Below are 17,325 nucleotides of genomic sequence, written 5' to 3'. Positions count from 1 at the left end.
TCCCATTGCTACCGCATTGTCCGTTTCTTTTGTGTTAGGTAAATCAATTATCACAAAAGCACGACAAAGGAAATGCTAAAAGAAAAGATCAAGGTCGCACTAAAACAGAAGTACACCGATACTGGGTTAGGCGATGACGTAATGGACGGGGTGGCAGAGATCCTCTCCCACAACGTCAAGGAGGAGGCAGAGATTGATACAGCTGTGGCAGGCTGCGAAGGACTCCTACGGACGGTGCAAGGGTCGCTCGATAAAGAGCGGAACGCACGCTCCGAGGCAGAGAAACGAGCAAAGGCACTCGCCGACGAAGCAAAGCAACCGCCAAAGGAGCAAGAGCAGAAGCCAAAAGAGACCAGCACCACGGGAGCCACTGAGCCCCCTAGCGAGCTAAGCGAGATGCGGACACTCATTGCCGCACTCACCAAGCAGGTCACAGAGCTAACCGAAGCCAATACGCAGAAGTCCAAGCTGGAGCAATTAACCACCGCCCTCAAAGAAATTAAGGTTCCCGAAGCTTATTACAAACCAATCATCAGCGGACGCACCTTCCCAGAGGACTTCGACGTAGCTACCTACGCTACAGAGGTTCAAGCAGGGTGGCAAGCTATGGAAAAGGAGAAACGAGCAAAAACACTGTGCAAAGCATCAAAATGGTGTAGCAAATCGGGCTAAATAGGGAGCCAAAATATTCGGTGTATAAAACGATTTCGTTTCTTACCTAAAACATTTCTATTTGGTACGTAAAACAAAAATGTTTTGCGTACCAAATTTTTTAGCCCCTTATTACCCTCTCTTTTCAATACAATTTGGTAGGTTTGTAACCTAAGGTAAAAAACTATGACAATGGAAGTAGCAACAAGTAGATATTACAAGCCAATAGACTTATTCCACAAAAAGGCTACCAACGAGACGGAGCATAGCTTCACGATGATAGACCTATTTGCTGGCATTGGGGGTTTTAGAATGGGGGCAGAAAGAGAGGGAGGAGCCTGCCTATTTTCTAGTGAATGGGATGAGTATGCCCAAAAAACATACTTCGCCAATTACGGTGAAGTCCCCTACGGTGATATAACTCTTGAGGCCACCAAACAGCATATTCCACAGCATTTCGACCTCCTTACAGCGGGCTTTCCCTGCCAGCCTTTTAGCATATCCGGAAAGAAAAAAGGCTTTGAAGATACGAGAGGAACTCTCATCTATGAAGTCTTTGAGATTATCAGCCGGCACCACCCTAAAGTGGTAATGCTAGAGAATGTAAAGTACCTCCTGCATCACGACAAGGGCAACACCTTTAGCGTCATCATTGATAGCCTAAGTGACCTAGGGTACAATGTTACTTGGGCAGTACTCAATGCCACCAACTTTGGGGTGCCACAAAATAGAGAGCGTATTATTATCGTTGGTACACGTACCGAGTTCAAGCCCTTTTCATTTGCAAGGCTAACGCAAAAGAAAAGCGACCTCCCGAGCCTTATAGATTTCCTCGATAAAGAGGGCGACTTTGAGTACCTTAACGAGGGCTACACCCTTATAGACGACCCTAAGTCGCAAGTATCGGGACTGATCTTTGCAGGTTACCTCAATAAGAAGATACGGACTAATGGCGTTCGGGAGGGTACTATGCACCTCTCACGCGTACACAAGCAACCCAATAGGATTTACGATGTAAAGGGCGTACACCCCACACTACCCTCGCAAGAGTCATCAGGGCGGTTTTGGATCCACAATGAGGGAGCAGTTCGCAAGCTAACCATTAGTGAATGCTATAGGATAATGGGCTTCCCCGACGACTTCAAACGCATTGTCCCCCTCTCTGAGCAGTACCGACAGATAGGAAACTCCGTCTGCGTGCCTATGGTGCAGAGTATCATCCACGAGATGAAATCCCAAGGCTTATTATAAGATCTCAAACCCACAGCATATACATACCATTATGAGCAATACCATTTCGCCCGATAAGTTTATAGAAGAGTGCCACAAAGAAGCGGAAGCACTTACTTCAAATATTTCGGATCTAACCCACTTTACAGCCCCTTATAGCTTTCTCGAACCCATCATAAATGCCAGCGAAAAGAGCAAGGGGGTCTACACCGTTTTCCTCACCAGCATAGTATACAAATGCCTATATCCCGAGCAGGATATCCGCAGGCATCAAAGTAGCATTGAGGGTGGCTACTCTGGTAGGACTTTTGACAATAAGTATATCACACCATTCCTAAAGCAACAAGACTTTCCGAGTATGGCTGAGAGTGGATGGCTCACACGATCTCTGGAGCAAAAAATGCCCTACGACAAGGATTACCCTGGGGCGATCAAGCCAGAGAAACTTAAGGTGAGCTTCTTGGAGGGAATAGACTTTATACAGAAAGCACCCACTGAGCAAGTAAAAAGTCTACTTATCAACACCCTTGCTGCCCTCATCGTACAAAGACGGAGCAAGGTACTTACACTTGCCAAGCCTACTAACCTCAGCATTGAGCAAATTATAGACTTGCTCCATTCGCACTTTACTCAGCACTATCCTACAAGCGGAGCAGCTAGGCTCCCAGTACTTGCTATCTATGCCGTTTATGAGCTACTCACTGAGCAGGTAGCACGGTTCAATGGCAAACAACTTCTGCCTATTGAGCGCCACACCTCTAGCGACATGCAGAGTGGACGTGTGGGAGATATTGATGTGGTGAATAGTGCAGATGAGAAGCCCTTTGAGGGGGTAGAGGTGAAGTTTGAAATCCCTATCACAGCAACACTACTCACCACTATTCGCAATAAAATACTCACCCATACGCTAGATAGATACTACGTACTCTCTACCAATACCACGATAAAGGATGAGGAGCGGGAGGAAATCAAGAAAATAGTGAATGAGGTTAAAGACCTCAATGGATGCCAACTTATCGTCAATGGTATATACGAATCTCTTAAGTATTACTTGCGTTTACTCGAGAAGCCAGAGCTATTTATTGAGAAGTATGTAGCCCTCTTGGAGGTGGACCAGGATATTAAGTTTGAGCATCGCGAGATGTGGAATAACCTAGTATTTAATTCTAATCACTAATCTTTTGGACTTCGTCTCGCTGGAGGGAGAGGAGTAAGCCGGCACATATATATAAGTAACACCCCCTCGTGAATTGCTTCGCGAGGGGGTGTCTAAAATAATTTAACAAATAAAAAACATGCCACTTTCCCAAGTGGTGCTACAAAGGTACCTATATATATTAACATTGACACCCCCTCGTGAATTACTTCACGAGGGGGTGTCTGAATCTTAACTTTACAATCCGCACTTTCGCAAGTGCAGTAGCAAAGGTAAGGAATTAATCCCACTTAGTCAAGAAAAGAGAGCGAATAGCCCCTGCAATCTAAACTAATGGACTTAGTTTGGATTGTGGGGGCGGTTTTGCTTGTATCTGCCCTTTGCCATGGTCTATCTTTGTGGTGTCTTTCCGGAGGACACGTGATAATGTATGTATAACTTTTAAGAATTGATTGATTATGGCATTTATTTACAATGTTTATGAGCGGGATAGTCGTATTCCAAGTGTCAAGGAGAAGTATGGCGAGAAGTATGCCACGGCTCAGCTAAAGATGATCCGTCAGGTGACTATGCGTGAGCTGGCTGAGGATATCGCCGACCGTACCACTCTTCACCGTGCCGACGTGATGGCGTGCCTCGAGGTACTGCCTAAGTCGTTGGCTCACTACCTCACCAATGGCTTTGGTGTGGATCTCGGTAGCCTAGGCTCAATGAGTGCAACGTGTCGTAGCCAAGCCACCCCATCTGCCAAGACCTTTACTCCCGACTTGATTAAGGGGGCGCGTGTGCGTTTCAATCCTGGTGTGGAGTTCAAGGCAGCTATCAGTGAGGCGGGCTTCGTGCGTGGTGAGCTAGTGGGACCTCTTGCTATGAGAGGCAAGGCAGCTAAGCCAGCCGAGTCGGGTCAGAGTACCCCTAGCCAGCCTAAGGAGAAAGACCCTTCTCAGCCCAGCGCCCCCAACACTGAGGGAGACCCTGGCTATTAAGCACTAGCTACTGACTCAAGTCGTTTTTAAGGTCGTTGCCCCGCTTGCTCGCTCTCTGCGGGTGGCGGGGCAACTTATTTTCCAACATTTAATGATAAGTAATAATGATGATAGATAGTATTAAAGCTGGCATCGTTGCCATTTGGGCGGTGATTATGGCGGCTCTTGCTCCGACGGCCAATGCCCTTATGCTGTTGGTACTCTTTGCTGTGGTGAATGCATTTGTTGGCTACCAAAGCAATTATATCACCAAGCGGGAGCGGTTTAGCCTCACCAAGTTTTGGAGGGCAGGTATTCAACTAATGATGTATATGGGGCTGGTGGTGCTACTGCACCTCGCCTTTTACCTCTTTGGAGATGTTGATAAGTCGCTCTTCGCCATCAAGGTGGTTTCGTGGATAGCGGTTTGGGGCTACACCGTGAAGATACTGCAGAACTGTCTGCAGATTGCCCCCAACACACGGGGACTGAAGCTCCTCTACTACGTGCTAGCGGTGAAGTTTATCGGCAAGCTCCTTCGCGAGCTAGGGATAGAGGTCGATGATAACGAGATTAAGCAGATAAGAGATGAAGAAGAGCCTACCAAGGGGACTGAGGAATAACAACCCCCTCAATATCCGTCGCACAAGCGACAAGTGGAGAGGACTGGCACCCACTCAGAGCGACCCCACCTTTTGCCAATTCATCGCCCCTGAATGGGGTGTGCGTGCCGCCATTGTGATTTTGAGGAACTACCAACGGCGATACCACCTCCATACCCTCACGGAGATTTTGCACCGGTACGCACCGACGAACGAAAACCACACCGAGCGGTATATAGAGAGGGTCAGCACGAGAGCCAAGATACAGAGAGATGTACCTCTGGACCTCGCTAATCGTGACCTCGTTTACCGCCTCATTGAAGCGATGTGGCAAGTGGAGTGCGGAGTGCCTGGCGACCCCACCGCCATTAATAAGGGGCTGGACCTCGCAGGGCTATGAAGAGGAGGAAGCCAACCGACGGCCAGATAGCCACTCTGTATGCCATTGTGGCTTTGGCCGTTTGTGCCGTCGCCGCCTTTCTACTCGCTTTCCTTTGTGCAGGGTGCCGACCCAGTAAGGAGGTGGTGCAGAGCCACACCGCCACCATACAGCAGGGGGTAAGATTGGAGCGAGACAGCATTCGCTTACCCTACCAACGCCACACCGCTCGCTGGTTTCTACCTACTGGAGCCCTAGAGCGTGAGGAGATAGAGGAGCAAGGGGAGCTAATGCAGGTGGTGGAGCGGTTGCAAGATACCCTTTACATTGTGCAAAGAGACACCATTAGAGAGGTGACCACCCCGCCACCCACCGCCACCACCCTACCAAGTCGTATTAATGCCACCCTTTGGGGCGTGGTGATTGGTGCTACTCTAGTGGTACTCATTATAGGAGTGATTAAACTACGCAGATTATTATGAAGCTATTCAAGAGAGCAGAGTCGGAGATTATACGAGTGGTGGAGAGTATCACCCGAGCCCCTATCAAGGCAAAGCTCGGAGGGGTGGAGCTGGAGGTGCCTCGCCCCTCTGTCCGCACGTCGCTACAGGTAGAAGCCCTCTTCACGAAGCTAACGCCCCACACATCGGAGAGCGTAAGCATCATGGAGATGATACAGGCCCTACAGCAGGCCGACGCCCTTACAGAGGCTGCGGTCCTCCTCCTCACCGACGGAGAGGGCAGCCCCTCGCTTCGGAAGGTACTCGCAAGAAAATGCACCCCTACGGAGATAGCCAACTTTGTGCTGGAGGTGCTGACGGCAGAGGGGGAGGTAGAGGGTTTTTTCGTCTTTACCACTTTCCTAAGCCACCGGCAAAGCCGGCTAGCCCCGACGAGAGAAGTGGAGACTCCTTCTGGGGAGTGATTGCGAGTGTCGCTAGCTACTACCACCTCACACCGAATTATATCCTCGATGAGATGACCATGGAGGACCTCGTGATGTACGCCCGCGTGATCCCCTCCTTTGAGAGTAAGAGCGACACCCCTGCACCAACTGAGGCCCGAGAGGCAAGGAGCATTGGCGACTTTGCCCGAATGATACAAGCACAGCAATAGTAGAGATAGAGAGATGGCACACAAATCATACAGTATTGACCTAGACGATAGGGAGTTCCTGCGGAAGCTCCAAAACCTCACAGAGATGACGGCCCGCACCGAGCAGATGATACAGCAGCATCTGAAGATAAAGGCGGATATTGAGCTCCCACGTAACCCCTTTGGGGGCTTCCAATTCCCGCCAACCGCTTTTAAGCTCCCAGAGATTAACACCCAGAAGAGCAGTGAAGCGGTAGATGAACTGAAGAGGAAGATGGAGGAGCTGACAGAGGGCGTAAAGGAAGGTGCAAGAGCAAATGATACTATCTCCGTGAGCTTTGATCAACTCTCTGGAGTCTTGGCGAAGTTCCTCACCGCTGGCGCGGTCGCTGGGTTTGTGAGTAAGCTAGTGAGCGTGCGTGGTGAGTTTCAACAGCTGGAGATCGCCTTTGGTACGATGCTAAAGAGCGCCGACAAGGCTCAGGGACTCATCACACAACTGGCCGACACCGCTGCGAAGACCCCTTTTGACCTCCAAGGGGCGAAGCAACTCCTCGCCTACGGGGTGGCAGCGGAGGATATCAATGATAAGCTCCTGATGCTGGGGGATATCGCCTCGGGGCTCTCCCTCCCGCTTGGTGACCTCGTCTATCTCTACGGTACCACGATGACGCAGGGGCGTGTCTACACCCGTGATATGATCCAGTTTATGGGGCGTGGTATTCCTTTGGCGGAAGAGCTAGCGAAGCAGTTTGGCGTCACCAAGGACAAGGTCTCCGAGTTGGTCTCTGCTGGCAAGGTGGGTGCCAAGGAGTTTGAGCAGGCGATGCAGAGTATGCGTACCAACCGCTTCAATAACCTTATGGAGGAGCAAAGTAAGTCGCTCACGGGTCAGATTTCCAATATCGAGGACGCCATTCAGATAATGTACAATGAGATTGGGCGCTCCAGTGAGGGTATGCTCAATAAGGGACTAGAGGGCGTCTCCTTCCTTGTGGAGCACTACAAAGAGGTTGGCAAGGCGCTCGGTACCCTTATCATCACCTACGGCAGTGCAAGGGCGGCCATCGTGGCGTGCTCTATTGCTATGGGCATTCACCAAAAGGGGCTCGTCTCCTATATTGCTAGCACCAAGATAGCCACCAAGGTGCAGGCTATCTTCAACGCTACCGTTAAGAGTAATCCGATTGTGGCACTCGTTGGAGCGGTGATTGGTCTAGTCGCTGCATACGCCATCCTTCGGGACCGCACCACAGAGGTGGAGAAAGCTCAGGGGCGTCTGAATGAAGCTAACGCACAGGCAAAGGCCGACGCCGAAGAGGCTAAGGAGAAGGCGATGGCAGCGGTGCAGACGATGAAGAGCGAGTCTTCCACCCTTATGGAGCTTTACGACGCACGCACTCAGCTCAACGACCTCTTCCCCGAGATATTCAAGAATATGAGCGATGAGGAGATTAAGCTGATGACCGCTACTCAGCTCACCAAGGAGCTCACGAAGGCCAATGAAGACCTACTGCTCTCCAAGAAGAAGGCTCACCTAGATGAACTGAGGGAGCAGAAGAAAAATATCGTGGTGGTTGACCAAGGTAGTGCAATGCGACTGAGCAAGCTAGAAGCAGATATCAAGGTAGCCGAAGCGGATATTGCCAAGGAGGAGCGGAAGCTAGCCACCGCCCGAATGACCACCGCCGATAAGCGAGCACTGCAAGAGAAGGAGGTGAACAGACTACTCCAGGAGCGGGAGAAGCTGGTAGCAGAAACAAACCTCAAGGGCTACACTGACTTCATGGACGTGGATAAGATGCAGAAGCTAGACCGCAGTATCAAGACAGCCAAGGAGACGTTGGCCGGCTTTGATAAAGAGGTGAAGAAAGCTACCTTCAGTGGCGAGGTGGATAGTGCTAGAGCTAGAGTAAAGGGGCTAGAGGAAGACCTCCGCAAGCTCCGCAGGGGCGATTGGAAACTAGAGGAGGGGCAGACCTTTGCGTCACTCATCGAGGAGAAAACAAAGGAACTCAACTCCGCTAAGTCGGCACTGAATGGACTCCTCGGCACCTCCACTACTGGCGACTCCAAGGCGAAGAAGCTAACGGAGGAGGCTGCACGCCTACGCAAGTCTTTTGAGGAGAGTGTACACAAGCAAGTAGAGAGCGGTGCGGACAGTCTTCGGCAGTCGGCTATCTCGGGCCTATCGGGTATTGAGCTGATAGAGGCTCAGTACCAAATAGCACTCGACAACATCAATAAGAGCAAGCAGGAGTACATCACGAAGCACAAAGCGACGCAAGAGCAGGCGAACGCCCTATTTTACGACCTAGAGGTGCAGGCAGAGGAGAAGCGGACGCAGGATAAGGAGAAGTACTACAACAGCCTATTGGAGAAGTACGCCACCTATGAGCAACAGCGACGGGCGGTAATGGAGGAAGCAGAAAAAGAGATTGCGGTACTTCGTGAGCGTGGCGATGAGGGGAATATTAAGGAGGTGGAGGAGAAGGAGAAGACCGCCCTAGAGGCGATCGACCTTCAGTTTGCAATGCGTAGCGATGAGTTCCAAGAGTGGCTAGATAAGGTGGCAGATATGTCGCTGGACGCCCTTATTCAGAAGCTCGCAGAGGCTCAGGCCGCCCTTGAGACACTAGAGGCAGGCACGGATATTAGCCCTGAGGAGTTGGCCGTGAAGCGTGCAGAAGTGGCGAAGCTGACAGAGGCGGTTAAGAAAGCGAAGAGGGAGGCAAGCAAGGGTGACACCAGTCGTAGCTTTAAGGATTGGCAAGACCTCCATAAGACCCTTACCGACTTGACTGCGGGATTTGACAAGCTCGGGCAGTCGGTTGGTGGCACGCTCGGGAGCATCATACAAGAGGCAGGCGGGCTCTCCACCTCTGTAATCGGTATGATTGACGGCATCATGACCTTTGCCAATACCTCTGTGAAGGGAGTGAAGACGGCAACCACGGGGACGCAGAAGGCACTCAAAACACTGGAGGCGGGCACAGTTATCCTCTCTATCATTAGCTCTGCTATCTCTATTATGCAGAGGGTGGCGAAGTGGTTTTCAAAGAATACGGAGCTAAGTGAGGAGCAGAAGCGGGCATACCAGTCGCTCATCAACTCCACCCGCGAACTAGCTCGGGCGAATATGGAGCTAATGCGATCCCTCTCCCCCGACAAGGTGGGTGAGGCGTACAAAAAGACACTCGCTCTCCTAAAGCAGGGGCAGAAGGAGACCTACGAGATGATGAGTAAGTGGATGTCAAGTGGTGCAAAGGACGGCTTCCTCGGCATCGGTGCCAAGTCTTCGCACGGCTTTGATGTGGTGGCTAGACTGAAAGAAGAGGCGGAGTTGCTGAAGAAGACGCTCGGCCGGGATATATTCCAAGGAGAGCATAAAGGCTTCTTCTTCAGTGGAAGTTTCAACGCCTTTGAGAACCTCAAGAAGCTATCTATTGAGGAGATAGAGAAGCTCAAGCAGTCGCCCAAGCTATGGGGAGCCATCGGTAAGGAGATGCAGGACTACTACTCTAATATCCTAGAGATGCAGAAGCAGATAGCAGAGGCGGAGAAGGAGCGAAAGGACGCCATTACTGGCACCTCGCTAGATGCAGTAACGAGTGATGCACTCGAGTGGATCAGCAACCTAGATGATGCGATGAAGTCGCCTGCGGAGACGTTTGAAAAGACGATGCAGAATGCGATTAAGCGGATCATCAAGAATAAGTATCTCGTGAAGGAGATGCAGAAGTGGTATGATGACTTCGCCAAGGCAGGCGAGGACGGCACCTACACGGAGGCGGAGATAGAAGCCCTTCGCCAAAGCTACTACAGCACCACGGATGCGGTACGGAAGAAGTACGAGGCGATGGCTAAGGCAATTGGCAGTGACGCTCTCTCCACTGAGGATAGCCGCCACGCAGAGGCTAAGGGCATTGCCCAAGCGTCGCAAGAGAGTGTAGATGAGAATAACGCCCTCCTCAATCTGCAGGTGCAGATGGTGGATAAGCTCTCCAAAAACTTTGACGCCTACTCCGCCACGCTCCTAAGTCTGCAGACGAAAGGGTGGCAAGAGGTGCGGGCGATCCGCTCACTCACTGAGCAGGTGGAGAGCCACACGCGAAGCATTGACACCAATATCAAGGACGTGGTGACGAACGGGTTAACGATGAAGTAAGGGAGGTATGGCAATCAAGATGACAGTTAACGGAGTGGAAGTGGAGGTGAAGCAGGGGTCGCTCGCCTCGCTCTTCACCCCTCCGAAGCCTAAGAAACGGCTCGTGAATGAATGGGGTGACGCCCCTACAGAGGTGGATACCACTGAGCCACTCTATCCCAGTAGTAAGGAGGTGGAGGTGATCATTGGGCTAGACCCTACGCAGGTGACAGGGCTGTGGACTTCGCTACTCAGTAAAGAGGTGGCAGAGGTGCAGTTCCTCGGCAGGGTGGTCCCCCTTCGCGTCACCAACGCCACTCGGGAGGAGTTCAGCGAAGCTCTTACGGAGGTGCGCCTCTCGGGCGTGCTGGACACCCCTAAGGTGGTGCTATCTAAGACGCCAACGACGCTTTCGGAAGCCCTCCTTGAGGGGTCGCAGCTCGCAGGTAGCACGGTGGTAATTAAGCCAGGAGCCTCGGAACAAGTAACGGGTATGGTGGGTGGTCTCTATGTGACGAACGGCACGGTGGTGCAGGGGCGAAGCTCTCGCTCTCTGAAGCTTTTAATCAAGGCAAAAGGGGCGGAGCTATGGGGAGCGTACGATCGACTGGTATCGGTGCTTTTTGCCCCTAAGACGCTGGTGGACGGTGTGGAGATGGAGTATCAATCGGGCGGTACCTCTGCCCTTGAGTTGTATGGTGATACGTTTTATTGGGAGGTGGACTTAAACTTTTTGACGTTATGAAGATATATAGACCTGATGGCAAGCTGTGGCGAGAGGTGGTCGCCCTGGATAGCTCTTTTTGTGAGGAGACGTTGGAGCGGTTCAACCGCATCTCTCTTGACTTTGTATTGGCGGAGGAGGTACTGGTACCTGAGCTCTGCTACGTGACGTGGAGAGGGGAGCGGTATTCGCTTTTCTCTACCCCTAAGGCGGTGAAGGTAAGCACACGGGAGTACCGCTATACACTCAACCTTGAGGGGCGTCACTTGGAGCTTGATCGGGTGCTGGTGAAGGATAAGCTGGGGCGGACGAAGTTCGTCTTTACCGGTCGGACGGATCAGTATGCAGAGCTTATATCGGACTGCCTCCCTAGTTGGAAGGTGGGTGCCTGCGCTACTGGCGACACCACTCGGGTGATTGCATTCAATAACACCTCGCTCCTGGAGGCGTGCCGTATGGTGGCTTCTAAGTTTGAAACGGAGGTGCAGTTGACGGACGGGGCTATCTCATTCGGCAGGGTGGAGCGGTACAAGTCGGATCCGCTCTTGCTAGCTTATCGCAATGGGCTGAAGAAGGACATCACGGTGGAGCCAGACCCCAAGGAGACGGCAATCGGTCGGCTCTATGTGGTGGGCGGTGACCGCAACATAGACCCTGCGAAGTATGGCAGTCACCAACTGCACCTCTCTAAGGGTGGCAAGGTGTCGGTGGGTGGTCACTCCTTTGTTGCGGACGCTGAAGGGCGGTACATCTCGCTTGAGGGGGATACACGGCTCAATACCTCGGAGCGTGCCTTTGATGCCTCTTCCATCTACCCTAAGCGGGTCGGCACGGTGAGCAAGGTGGAGCAAGTGGGCGATGAGTGGGACGTGCTGGACGACGCCAATACGATTGACTATGGTCAGCACCGTGTGGGAGGGGATACGATGCGACTGGAGTTCCAAAGCGGTCGCCTTGCGGGGCGTACCTTTGACCTCGCCACGAAGGATGACAAGCTAGTTGGGTATGTACACAGCGAGAAGCGGTTTAAGCTGGTGCGGAAGGAGATTGACGGGGTGTTGATGCCTGAGCCTACCACTTTCTACCCTGCTGTTGGGGATAAGTATGCTATCTTTGGCTGCTCGCTCCCTGATGAGTACATCACAAGTGCCGAGGGTGAGATGCTACTGAGAGGGGCGGAGTATATGGCGGAGCGACTGGAGCCACGCCTACAGTATCGTGCGGAGCTGGATGGGCTTTGGGCGAAGAAGAATTGGGCTACTGTGGCTCATAAGCTGGTGGTCGGCACGATTGTGAGACTGGAGGGCGCCTCTAGTGAGGTGCGGATTAGCTCGGTGCGGACGTCACTGAACAGCCCCTACACCCCTCGCATCACCTTTTCAAACGCTCCCTATATGGTTGGCTCGCTGGCGACTCAAATCGCCACCCTCGAGAATGCAGAGGTACGACAGCGTGAGGAGCTTCGGGCAGGGCTGGTGAAGCTCCAAGACCGCACATACAAAGACACCGAGGCGGTACGGGAGATGGTGGAGAAGCTAAAGATAGATGGGTTTAGCAAGGCACTTAAGCCCGAGACACTGCAGACGATGTATGCAGTGATTGGCTCGTCTGCATTGCAGTTTGAGTTTGTGGGAGGTGGCTTTAGCTGGACCGAGGGCAAGGGCGGAGCCATTACGATACCACGGCAAACGATACGTCAGAGGGTGGCAGGCACGACTTTAGAGCCAGAGCCAAAGACCGTGGAGACCACGATACCCGCACTCACTTACACTTTGAAGCCAGACGAACAGCAGGCACACATTTACGTGGAGTTAAAGCCAACCCCGAGGTATGTCGTTAGCACAAAGCCACTACAGATAACCCCCGACCGCTTGCTTGTGGGTTTACTGAATGGCACGGAGGGGAGCCGAGACTTTACGCCACTTTATGGGTTTACGGAGATAAGCCCCTCGCATATCGCCACTCGCTATATACGCTCACGGAGCGGTAATATGCTCATTGACCTAGAGACAGGCAATATCTACAGCGACAAGATTGAGTTTAAGCGACCCGACGGAAGTACAAAGGATATTGACCAAGTGATTTCGGAGGGGGTGCAGGTGGGTGGTCGCAACCTATTACTCAAAAGCAATGAAGGCATATCTAACAGTGACTATTCCGTTGGACGCTATTATATCGCTGACCCATCTATGATGATTGCAGGTGAAGCATATACCATACAGATTTGGGGGGAAGCAGAGGGAGCAGATTTTTCAGAGGCTCTTTGGGTGTACAATTCTGGTGGAAATACAGAGGTGTCAAACATTCAGAATAGGGTTAAAGGTGTGTGGAAGCAAACCTTTAAGTGGAGAAATGACCCAAACAAGTCAAATAGCTCTTTAGTTATATTCCGAGGAACAAATCATCCAAACTACAAAAAGGGAAGCAAAACCTCAATCACAAGAATTAAGCTAGAGAAGGGCTCTATTGCTACAGACTGGTCTCCTGCTCCTGAAGATGTCCAGGCAAGCATTGAAAATGAAGCTAAGGCACGAGAGGAAGGCGATAAAGCTCAAGCTGATAGCACACAGACACTACAGCAGGCACTAGATGCACTCCGTGAGAGTGGAGCGAATGACAATGCAACGCTCACTGACCTTATAAACAAAGCGAACCAACGGCTAGACAATTTGCAAGAGCAAGCCGATGGAGAGGTATCTAATTGGTTTTACCCTGGTGCACCAGCACCCGACAAAGCTCCTGAAAACGAGTGGACGACCAATGGTCTTAAGGCTCGTCACATCGGTGATACTTATACTAGTACTGATGAGAGTGGGCAGTTTATGGGCAAATCGTGGCGGTACACCACTGAATTTAAGTGGCAGGAGATACACGATACCCTTGTATCGCAAGCCCTTGCCCAAGCCTCTAAAGCCCAAACGACGGCAGACGGAAAGAGTACCACATTTCTTGTGAAGCCGACGAAGTATGAGGAGGGTGACACGTGGGTAATGGAGTCATCGCAGGTGCTCAATGGCATTTCGTACGAGGCGGGGACAATGCTATTCGCCAAGCAGGGAAGCAGTGCATTTGTGGAAAGCCACTGGGTGGACAAAGTGCGGTACATCGGTGCAACACAGCTTAAGGAGAGTGAAGAGGCCAGCAAGAGGGCGTGGGAAGCATACGCTAATGCACAAGCCGAAGCCGAACGAGTTAAGGCGGAAGCACACGCAGACGGCATCGTGACAGTCGAGGAGCAGGCTCGCATAGAAGCAACGAACAAGGCGTTGGAAACAGCTAAAGCGTATGCCGAAGCTCAAGACAAACTATTAGAGGAGAGACAAAAGGCGTACGCTGATGGAGTTCTAACGGAAGCGGAGAGGAGGGCGGTTGACGTAGCGGAAAAGAAAGCAAAGCTCGCTGAAACGAATGCTAAAGCGTATTCTGATGGGGTGCTTACAGAAGCGGAGAGAAAAGCGATTGCTGAAGCTCAAAAGGCGTACGATGACGCAGTAAAGAGAGCGGAGGAGCTGGACGGGCAATTGCAGGTGGGTGGTCGCAACCTATTACTCAAAAGCAATGAAGGCATATCTAACAGTGACTATTCCGTTGGACGCTATTATATCGCTGACCCATCTATGATGATTGCAGGTGAAGCATATACCATACAGATTTGGGGGGAAGCAGAGGGAGCAGATTTTTCAGAGGCTCTTTGGGTGTACAATTCTGGTGGAAATACAGAGGTGTCAAACATTCAGAATAGGGTTAAAGGTGTGTGGAAGCAAACCTTTAAGTGGAGAAATGACCCAAACAAGTCAAATAGCTCTTTAGTTATATTCCGAGGAACAAATCATCCAAACTACAAAAAGGGAAGCAAAACCTCAATCACAAGAATTAAGCTAGAGAAGGGCTCTATTGCTACAGACTGGACGCCAGCACCTGAAGACATCCAAGCAGATATTGACAAGGAAGCCCAAGCCAGAGCCACAGCAGTGCAAGAGATTAACGCTGGACTTTCCAACGCCAATACGCTCATAGCCACCCTAAACAAAGCCCAAGCACAATTGGAGCAGGGGTTAATCGACAAGACTGACACAAAGGATATTCAGTACCTCCTTGACAGCTTGAAGAACGGTAAGACGCAGGTCGCGGGTGGGTTGGTGCTGACAAATGATATTATCCTTTCAGAGCCAACAACAGGGCAGGTAACGGCGACGATAAGCGGAACGGCCAACACTGGGGCAAATGCTCTAAGGCTGGGAATTCAATACCCCGATAGTGTCGCCCTTGCTACGCTTCTGGATAGCGGAAAGGTGAGCTTTGGCTCTGATGTCACTACGGACGAACAAAGGGAGCAATCATTGCTAAAGCAAGGCTACACGGTTATCTATAAGCTCCCTAACATTCGCAATTGGATTGTACGCTCTACTGCTTCAACAGGAGAACTGACGGTACTTCGCAACGATGGTACTGGGCATATCGGTCAGTTGCACTTTGATAGCGACCGTATTGTCGTGGCTCCGATAGAAGATATTAGCAAGGCATTTATGGAGTTTGGCCGAAATGTGATGACGCAGACGATTCAAGAGGTATTGCGGGCTAATGCGATTGATTCCTCTCACGAGTTGCAAGAGGTGAGGATAACAGAGGGGCAAAGAATTTCACGCACCTTTGAGGTACTGAATGACAACACCTCGGTGACCATCGATATGGCCTTGGTGATAAATGGTGAATCGAAAACGGTATACATAGATAGCGACAGCAAGCCACACAACGTGGACAATGATAGCTACGGAAAGCAGGTGCTTGTCAGTATGGATGATGATAGAAACCTTTTTGCATACGCTTACGAGGCTTGGAGGAACAAGGAGTGCCGACCAATTATAGATGGCGGAGAACACGGCTCATCCCATCACATTAGCGGATGGGTATGCGAAAGCACAATCCCAATGTCTACTACAAGCGTTCACAAAACGGTTATTCTGAACAAAGGCATCCACACGCTTACGTTTTATACCAACTTTGGAAGCGGTAGTGCTAAGGAAATCAAGGTGAAGCAAAAGTACACAACGAATTACCGACAGACGTCCTTCTCTGACCGTGGTATGCGTATCTATGGTGGGGGCAAATCCTTTGTAGACTTCAATCACGACCACCCTGAGGGAGCAACCTTTGCCACGATTGGTGGTGGTCTCAAAGTCGACTATATCGACACTCCTGGTGTGCCTCTCTGCGGTGTAATGGTGAGAAGTAGTGGGGCTATTGTGAAATCTTTTGGACGATATAAGAACAAGTGGGGAACTGGCCAACCACAAGTAGATTATGAATATAGCACCAAACGCTATACAGTACACCATTCAATACCCCATGACCACTATATACCAACTATACAGGTAACTGGGTATAGTGGAAATAATGGAAGTTGGAGCCTAGCTCCAAGAGTATTTAATATCAGCTCTTACTCGTTTGAGGTGGCAATCATCACTAACAATGACAATTATACTCAGAATGGATTTAGCTATACTTGCTTCTTAGCAGAGTAGAAAAAAGGGGTGTTGCCAATTCAGCAACACCCCTTTTTGATATTATGGTTCAATTAATTCTCTCCTTTCTCTACGAGCTTCTGATACTCACTTGGAGTGATTGGGATAGCAGTGTAGACCTGTTGGAATAGTCTATATACCTCCTCATAGTTGCCTGTATCGTAGGCCTTCTTTATCTTTACCCAGCCCTCCTGCATGACCTTATTGGGGATATAGGCAATGATATTTCTATGATTGTCTTTGTCGGGATATTTGCCATTGCAAATCCTCACGTTCTTACACTTCATAAAGTACTCCACAAGCTCACCATCTTCGCTGATGATTTGCTCGCCCCACATTTTGATGCGATTATTATCGTAGTCTTTCATCTTCTCGCTGATGCCCAGCAGACCATTGATATCACCCTCTGGAGTGTCAAGGCAGAAGTTCATCGCCTCCTTTACAATCTCAGCGGGTGTATATAGCTTCTCCCCTGTGTTTGCGTCTCCATCCATTGCCTTAAGTCCTTCTTGCCTTACATTCACATAAACCATCGCCCCTTGCTTTAGCAGTCCTTTGGGCTTACTCCCATTGCAAGCGGTAACAGCCATTACCACAGCCAATACCGCTAAAATCTTGATAATCGTTTTCATTGTCGTATTCTCTAAAGTGTTAATATCCGTTCGTCACAAAGGTACTAAATTAAGGGGAGAGATAAAAAAAGTCCAAGGGTCTGGCACCTCCGATATGGTACCTTTTAGCAAAGGAGGAGGTGTCAAGGGATGGGAATGGAGATGTCGTTACAACTCGAAAAGTACGAGAGTTAGGGTCAAAGTAGGGTCAAAACAGCCGTGAAACATACCCTATAATGCAGA

13 protein-coding genes are annotated in these 17,325 nt (G+C 50.6%); 12 read left to right on the top strand and 1 reads right to left on the bottom strand.

Going from position 1 to position 17,325, the window contains the following annotated elements; all coding sequences use genetic code 11:
* Nucleotides 1–72 precede the first annotated feature (72 nt).
* The 12 genes from MWL85_RS01630 (at nucleotide 73) to MWL85_RS01575 (ending at nucleotide 16,471) form a co-directional block, all read left to right on the top strand.
* On the top strand, nucleotides 73–672 hold the full coding sequence (locus MWL85_RS01630) for a hypothetical protein (protein WP_244401136.1): 600 nt from the start codon (nucleotides 73–75) through the stop codon (nucleotides 670–672).
* 165 nt (nucleotides 673–837) lie between these two features.
* Complete coding sequence (locus tag MWL85_RS01625; RefSeq protein ID WP_244401134.1) at nucleotides 838–1,902, top strand: DNA cytosine methyltransferase; 1,065 nt, start codon at nucleotides 838–840, stop codon at nucleotides 1,900–1,902.
* Between the two features lie 31 nt (nucleotides 1,903–1,933).
* Nucleotides 1,934–3,058 (top strand): VRR-NUC domain-containing protein, encoded by a 1,125-nt coding sequence (locus MWL85_RS01620; protein WP_244401132.1) that lies wholly within the window; start codon nucleotides 1,934–1,936, stop codon nucleotides 3,056–3,058.
* Nucleotides 3,059–3,495: 437 nt separating this feature from the next.
* The gene (locus MWL85_RS01615; protein ID WP_244401130.1) at nucleotides 3,496–4,023 is read left to right on the top strand and encodes an HU family DNA-binding protein; all 528 of its coding nucleotides are present in this window, start codon (nucleotides 3,496–3,498) and stop codon (nucleotides 4,021–4,023) included.
* Between the two features lie 104 nt (nucleotides 4,024–4,127).
* Nucleotides 4,128–4,625 (top strand): hypothetical protein, encoded by a 498-nt coding sequence (locus MWL85_RS01610; protein WP_244401128.1) that lies wholly within the window; start codon nucleotides 4,128–4,130, stop codon nucleotides 4,623–4,625.
* On the top strand, nucleotides 4,591–5,004 hold the full coding sequence (locus tag MWL85_RS01605; RefSeq protein WP_244401126.1) for a structural protein P5: 414 nt from the start codon (nucleotides 4,591–4,593) through the stop codon (nucleotides 5,002–5,004). Before MWL85_RS01610 ends, MWL85_RS01605 begins: the two co-directional genes overlap by 35 nt.
* Nucleotides 5,001–5,465, top strand: coding sequence for a hypothetical protein (locus tag MWL85_RS01600; protein WP_244401124.1), 465 nt, complete (start codon nucleotides 5,001–5,003; stop codon nucleotides 5,463–5,465). The genes MWL85_RS01605 and MWL85_RS01600 overlap by 4 nt, the downstream gene beginning before the upstream one ends.
* Complete coding sequence (locus MWL85_RS01595) at nucleotides 5,462–5,908, top strand: hypothetical protein (RefSeq protein WP_244401122.1); 447 nt, start codon at nucleotides 5,462–5,464, stop codon at nucleotides 5,906–5,908. The genes MWL85_RS01600 and MWL85_RS01595 overlap by 4 nt, the downstream gene beginning before the upstream one ends.
* A complete protein-coding gene (locus MWL85_RS01590) occupies nucleotides 5,905–6,099 on the top strand; it encodes a hypothetical protein (RefSeq protein WP_244401120.1) in 195 nt (64 codons plus the stop codon). Before MWL85_RS01595 ends, MWL85_RS01590 begins: the two co-directional genes overlap by 4 nt.
* A gap of 13 nt (nucleotides 6,100–6,112) precedes the next feature.
* Nucleotides 6,113–10,246: a tape measure protein gene (locus tag MWL85_RS01585; protein ID WP_244401118.1), complete on the top strand. Its 4,134-nt coding sequence runs from the start codon at nucleotides 6,113–6,115 to the stop codon at nucleotides 10,244–10,246.
* Nucleotides 10,247–10,253: 7 nt separating this feature from the next.
* Nucleotides 10,254–10,970 (top strand): hypothetical protein, encoded by a 717-nt coding sequence (locus MWL85_RS01580; protein WP_244401116.1) that lies wholly within the window; start codon nucleotides 10,254–10,256, stop codon nucleotides 10,968–10,970.
* Complete coding sequence (locus tag MWL85_RS01575; RefSeq protein WP_244401114.1) at nucleotides 10,967–16,471, top strand: hypothetical protein; 5,505 nt, start codon at nucleotides 10,967–10,969, stop codon at nucleotides 16,469–16,471. The genes MWL85_RS01580 and MWL85_RS01575 overlap by 4 nt, the downstream gene beginning before the upstream one ends.
* A 53-nt stretch (nucleotides 16,472–16,524) precedes the next feature.
* On the opposite strand, the gene MWL85_RS01570 is transcribed toward MWL85_RS01575, so the two are convergent.
* Nucleotides 16,525–17,103 carry a hypothetical protein gene (locus MWL85_RS01570; protein ID WP_244401112.1) on the bottom strand — a complete coding sequence of 193 codons (579 nt, stop codon included), beginning with the start codon at nucleotides 17,101–17,103 and terminating at the stop codon, nucleotides 16,525–16,527.
* Between the last annotated feature and the right edge of the window lie 222 nt (nucleotides 17,104–17,325).

This window comes from Porphyromonas somerae, assembly GCF_022845615.1.
GTDB classification, from domain to species: Bacteria; Bacteroidota; Bacteroidia; order Bacteroidales; family Porphyromonadaceae; genus Porphyromonas_A; species Porphyromonas_A somerae.
This window is presented reverse-complemented; position numbering and strand designations above follow the sequence as displayed.